Annotated in this window: 5 protein-coding genes and 1 pseudogene; 1 reads left to right on the forward strand and 5 read right to left on the reverse strand. The window is 50.3% G+C overall.

The window, feature by feature from the left end; translation table 11 throughout:
- Positions 1–372 (forward strand): nucleotidyltransferase family protein (locus B9Q17_RS17810; protein WP_244177426.1); only part of this gene is annotated, 372 nt, incomplete at its 5' end.
- A 622-nt stretch (positions 373–994) separates the two neighbouring features.
- Here the strand turns inward: B9Q17_RS17810 and B9Q17_RS17815 are convergent.
- From B9Q17_RS17815 to B9Q17_RS17835, 5 genes and pseudogenes are all read right to left on the reverse strand, one after another.
- Positions 995–1,372 (reverse strand): antitoxin Xre-like helix-turn-helix domain-containing protein, encoded by a 378-nt coding sequence (locus tag B9Q17_RS17815; protein ID WP_094626199.1) that lies wholly within the window; start codon positions 1,370–1,372, stop codon positions 995–997.
- Positions 1,372–1,611: an AbrB/MazE/SpoVT family DNA-binding domain-containing protein gene (locus tag B9Q17_RS17820; protein WP_064230386.1), complete on the reverse strand. Its 240-nt coding sequence runs from the start codon at positions 1,609–1,611 to the stop codon at positions 1,372–1,374. Before B9Q17_RS17820 ends, B9Q17_RS17815 begins: the two co-directional genes overlap by 1 nt.
- A gap of 46 nt (positions 1,612–1,657) precedes the next feature.
- On the reverse strand, positions 1,658–1,864 hold the full coding sequence (locus B9Q17_RS18440) for an HNH endonuclease family protein (RefSeq protein WP_244177427.1): 207 nt from the start codon (positions 1,862–1,864) through the stop codon (positions 1,658–1,660).
- A gap of 283 nt (positions 1,865–2,147) precedes the next feature.
- A pseudogene (locus B9Q17_RS17830) lies at positions 2,148–2,396 on the reverse strand (TRAP transporter large permease subunit); the annotation flags it as partial.
- Between the two features lie 94 nt (positions 2,397–2,490).
- Positions 2,491–3,675 (reverse strand): lipid-transfer protein, encoded by a 1,185-nt coding sequence (locus tag B9Q17_RS17835; RefSeq protein WP_094626201.1) that lies wholly within the window; start codon positions 3,673–3,675, stop codon positions 2,491–2,493.
- Positions 3,676–3,881: the final 206 nt, after the last annotated feature.

Genomic DNA, 3,881 nt, shown 5'->3' on the forward strand with positions numbered 1-3,881 from the left:
CCGGTTGGCCTGGAACAGGTCGTTATGGGTGACCAAGTGGATATTCGGGAGGCGGTGCTGGTTTTTGGCGAAAAACTGGCTGGCCGGTTCGATGCAGTTCAGCTGATCCTGTTTGGTAGCCGGGCCCGTGGTGATTATCACGACGAAAGCGATGCCGATGTAGCCGTTGTTTTGGCCGGACAGCCTGGGGATTTTGTGGACACCAAGTTGGAGATGGCGGGCCTGGCGTTTGAAGTGCTTTTGGATACCGGCGTGTTGATTCAGGCCCTGCCGGTCTGGGAGTGTGAATGGGCCAACCCGAAGGGCTACTCCACCCCAGAACTACTCGAAAACATTGTCAGGGACGGTATTGTGCTTTGGCGTGCCGGATAACTACGCCGGAAACCTCGCACGCGGATGCTGCCCTAAAAAATTAACCATTTCGCTGTACTTGCGCCACTCTTTCCAGCACACGATGAGCCGGCATTAACGGCACCTGACCCGTTCTCGCCAGAACGTCAATCCAGACCTGGTTTCCGCGCTGAATGACCTCGGCAGTCCCGATGTGGCCTGACACCACGGCCGTGATACCCGAAATGGTTTGATTTTTTCCTTGGGCCCGGTTCCAGGGCCAGGTGCATTCAATGGCAAAGCGCTCGGAGAAGGGTGTCTCCTGTGGCATAGGCCCGATAAAACGGCAGGCGATTATGCAGAGGCATACCGGTCGGGCCGTTGGTACGGTGTGGCAAGGTGAAAAAGGGCTCCGGGTCGATCCGTGTGATTCTTAGCATGGAAGGTCTCTCGAGCTGGCTCCGTATTTCATGCCACTCAAACCAAGAAAGGTGGTCAAATTTGACCGCTGTTTCTATAGAAACAGGGCGTTTCGATTGGCTGGTCGGTCAGCGCCAGGATGGGTGTTTCTATAGAAACACTTTCGTGCGCTCCGTATTTCCTACCACTCAAACAAAAAAGGTGACCAAACTGACCGCCCAAAATCTTGGCCGACGGGGGCTGGTTACCCCGCCCGCTTTGCATCAAAGTAGCGTCGAGTTTCCATGAGGTGCTTCATGGAGCCTTGCGCCATAAAGTCTAGGGCTGACGTTCCGAAGAAGGGAGGCTCACTGGTTTCCAGTCGAACCCGACGATTGGCGCGTTCGGCCGTTGGATACATGACTCTCAGGGATTTGTAGATGCCCAGGATGTAGCTGATGCGCTCCAGGGTATCCTGCGAGAGCGTAACGTGTGGCAACGTCTCATACTTGGCCAGCGTGCTCTGGGGCACACCACCAAGCAACAGCATCATCTCTTCCTGGGTGCAGTCCCATTCGCGACAGATACCAACGAAGCCTTTGAGAGCCACATGCCCTTTGGCTTTTTCATCATCGACGGTCATTATGTTCGCCCATCCTTGGGCTGCTCTCGATCCTCCATAAAATCGTCACTGACGCCTTCAGAATCGAAATACTCGTCCCAAACCGGATCGGTTGGCCGGTCATAGCGTTTGACGGAATCCCTGAGGCGTTCCAGTGGAGTGAGTTCCTGAGGCAACGGGTCGGCCAGCTCATCGGCATGGGCCGTGTAGGCATCGAGGCCGTCCAGGAGTTCTTTTTCGGTTGGGCGTTTGGTTTTCATGGCACACTCTCCGCAATCACAAGCAGGCCAACTCCGGGGCAGTGGGCTACAGATAGTATGACTTTACCACCCGAACGAAGCGAGCTACATAGCCGCACTCGCCCAATGGGGGCAGCCATTCGTCGGGGCCTTCGGCTCCCTTGCTCAGGCTCGTCTTGACCGGCAAAAGATTAACCGGATCATTGGCGATGGACCGGCGCTTCTGGCCAAGCCATTCTCTGGCTCCGCGATCCCAAACCCAGGCCAGCGGCACAACATGTTTTGTGCCCTCAAGGAACAAGCTTTTGGTACACGGTATGGTCGCAAAGCGAACATTCAGATTTTGGAATAACGCCTTGGCTTTGCGGCGTGCCTTATGTACCGTTACCGCCCTAAGGATTCTTCAAGACCCCCGTACGCCAGCGACGCCACTGCCAGTAGAATTGTTCTCTGCTATTACCACTAAATTTCAGATGGCCGGGATTGCCGGCTTCGCCAGCAAAAAAATGGCCCCGCTAAGGGGCCAAAAGGATCGCAACACAACGCAATGGGAATCTTTAATTATGAACAATATCTGGAAGCCAGGTAGCCAAATCACCTAAAACAAAAACCGCGAAAAGAACCGACAACTGAATAATAATGAAAGGAAAAACGCCAGTATAAATATCCCTGGTTTTAATAGCGGTCGGACATACGCCTTTAATGTAAAAAAGAGCAGGTCCTACTGGAGGCGTCAAAAAAGATGTTTGAAGGCACAAAGCGAATAAAACCGCAAACCAAACAGGGTCAACACCTAAACTAAGGAGACTCTGAATAAGTCTCCTTAATCATTTCTTGAACTCCTTTATTAGTTTTATTCATTCAGCTTCTACCAAAAATATTATAGGACTTCTGAAAGCCTTATCTCGTTCGTTCATATAATGTAACTACAGCTGCGCTACCAAGCCCTAAGTTATGCTGTAATCCAAATCGGGCATTGTCGACCTGACGAGCTCCAGCGTTCCCGCGCAATTGTTGAGTCAACTCAAAACACTGAGCGAGCCCAGTTGCGCCCAAAGGATGTCCTTTTGAAAGAAGACCACCGGAAGGATTTGTAACGAACTTTCCACCGTATGTATTATCACCATCTTCAACTAAACGCTCCCCCTCTCCTGGAGAACAAAGACCAAGAGCCTCATAGGTGATAAGTTCGTTTTGAGCAAAGCAATCGTGCAACTCAATTACGTCAATATCTTCAGGTGCCACTCCAGCTTGTTCATATACTTTTTCGGCCGCCAACTCCGTTAGGCCGGCTCCAACCAACTTAATCATGTCTGGACCTTCGAAAGTATCTTGCAAATCGGAAACCATCGCCTGCGACCTGATTCGAACAGTTGCATCTAACCCATGCTTCAACGCAAATCTTTCCGAAACCACGACAGCAGCTGAAGCTCCACAGGTTGGCGGACATGCCATCATTTTCGTCATTACGCCTGGCCAAATTGATTGATCATGAAGCACTTCTTCTGTAGAAACTTTTTTTCGAAAAAGCGCCTGAGGATTGTTGAAAGCATGATCACTGGCTTTTGCGCGAATTCGAGCGAACGTTTCGAGCTTTGTTCCGTAAAGATCCATATGAGCCTTCCCTGCCCCGCCAAACAACTTTAAAGTTACCGGCAAATCACGCTTATCGAAAAAGGCTTCATCAGCAATCATTTCAAATTTTTCTAAAGGAGAGGGTCGATCACTAAAGACTTGCTCAAGTGCGCCAGGTTTCATCTGTTCAAAGCCTAAAGCTAAAACACAGTCGGCAACACCGCTTTCTACAGCCTGTCGCGCTAAAAACAGGGCGGTTGATCCACTCGCACAGTTGTTATTTACATTGATAATGGGAATTCCGGTCATTCCAACACGGTAAACGGCTCGTTGCCCTGAAGTGCTGTCGCCGTAGACATACCCAACATAAGCCTGATCTAGATGCTTGAGTGAGAGTCCGGCGTCGTTTAATGCCAGAAAAAGTGCATCGGAGCCCATTCTGTCATACATTTCAGACAAGCCCGGTTTCGCAAACGGCACAAGACTTGTACCAGCGATGAACGCCGCCATTTGAAAGCCTCCTATCAAAATAAATATCTCTAACTTATAAAAATACCGACTCTTAGTTATTAGCTAGCTGCACTTTCCGCACTCAACAATGCGAAAGCCGGTAAATTGTATTAGCTCTATCGAAGACGTCTGACCCACGAAAGGCACCGATATCAAGCCATTCTTTACGCCACAAAAGGATATTAGTTTCCTATTTCCAAATCATC

It is taken from the genome of Marinobacter vinifirmus (assembly GCF_002258215.1).
In the GTDB taxonomy this organism is placed as follows: Bacteria; Pseudomonadota; Gammaproteobacteria; order Pseudomonadales; family Oleiphilaceae; genus Marinobacter; species Marinobacter vinifirmus.

Bases quoted from the DNA above. Each gene is read 5' to 3' on its own strand.
- B9Q17_RS17815 (WP_094626199.1), bottom strand. From the start codon at position 1,372: ATGACCGTCGATGATGAAAAAGCCAAAGGGCATGTGGCTCTCAAAGGC.
- B9Q17_RS17820 (WP_064230386.1), bottom strand. From the start codon at position 1,611: ATGAAAACCAAACGCCCAACCGAAAAAGAACTCCTGGACGGCCTCGAT.
- B9Q17_RS17835 (WP_094626201.1), bottom strand. From the start codon at position 3,675: ATGGCGGCGTTCATCGCTGGTACAAGTCTTGTGCCGTTTGCGAAACCG.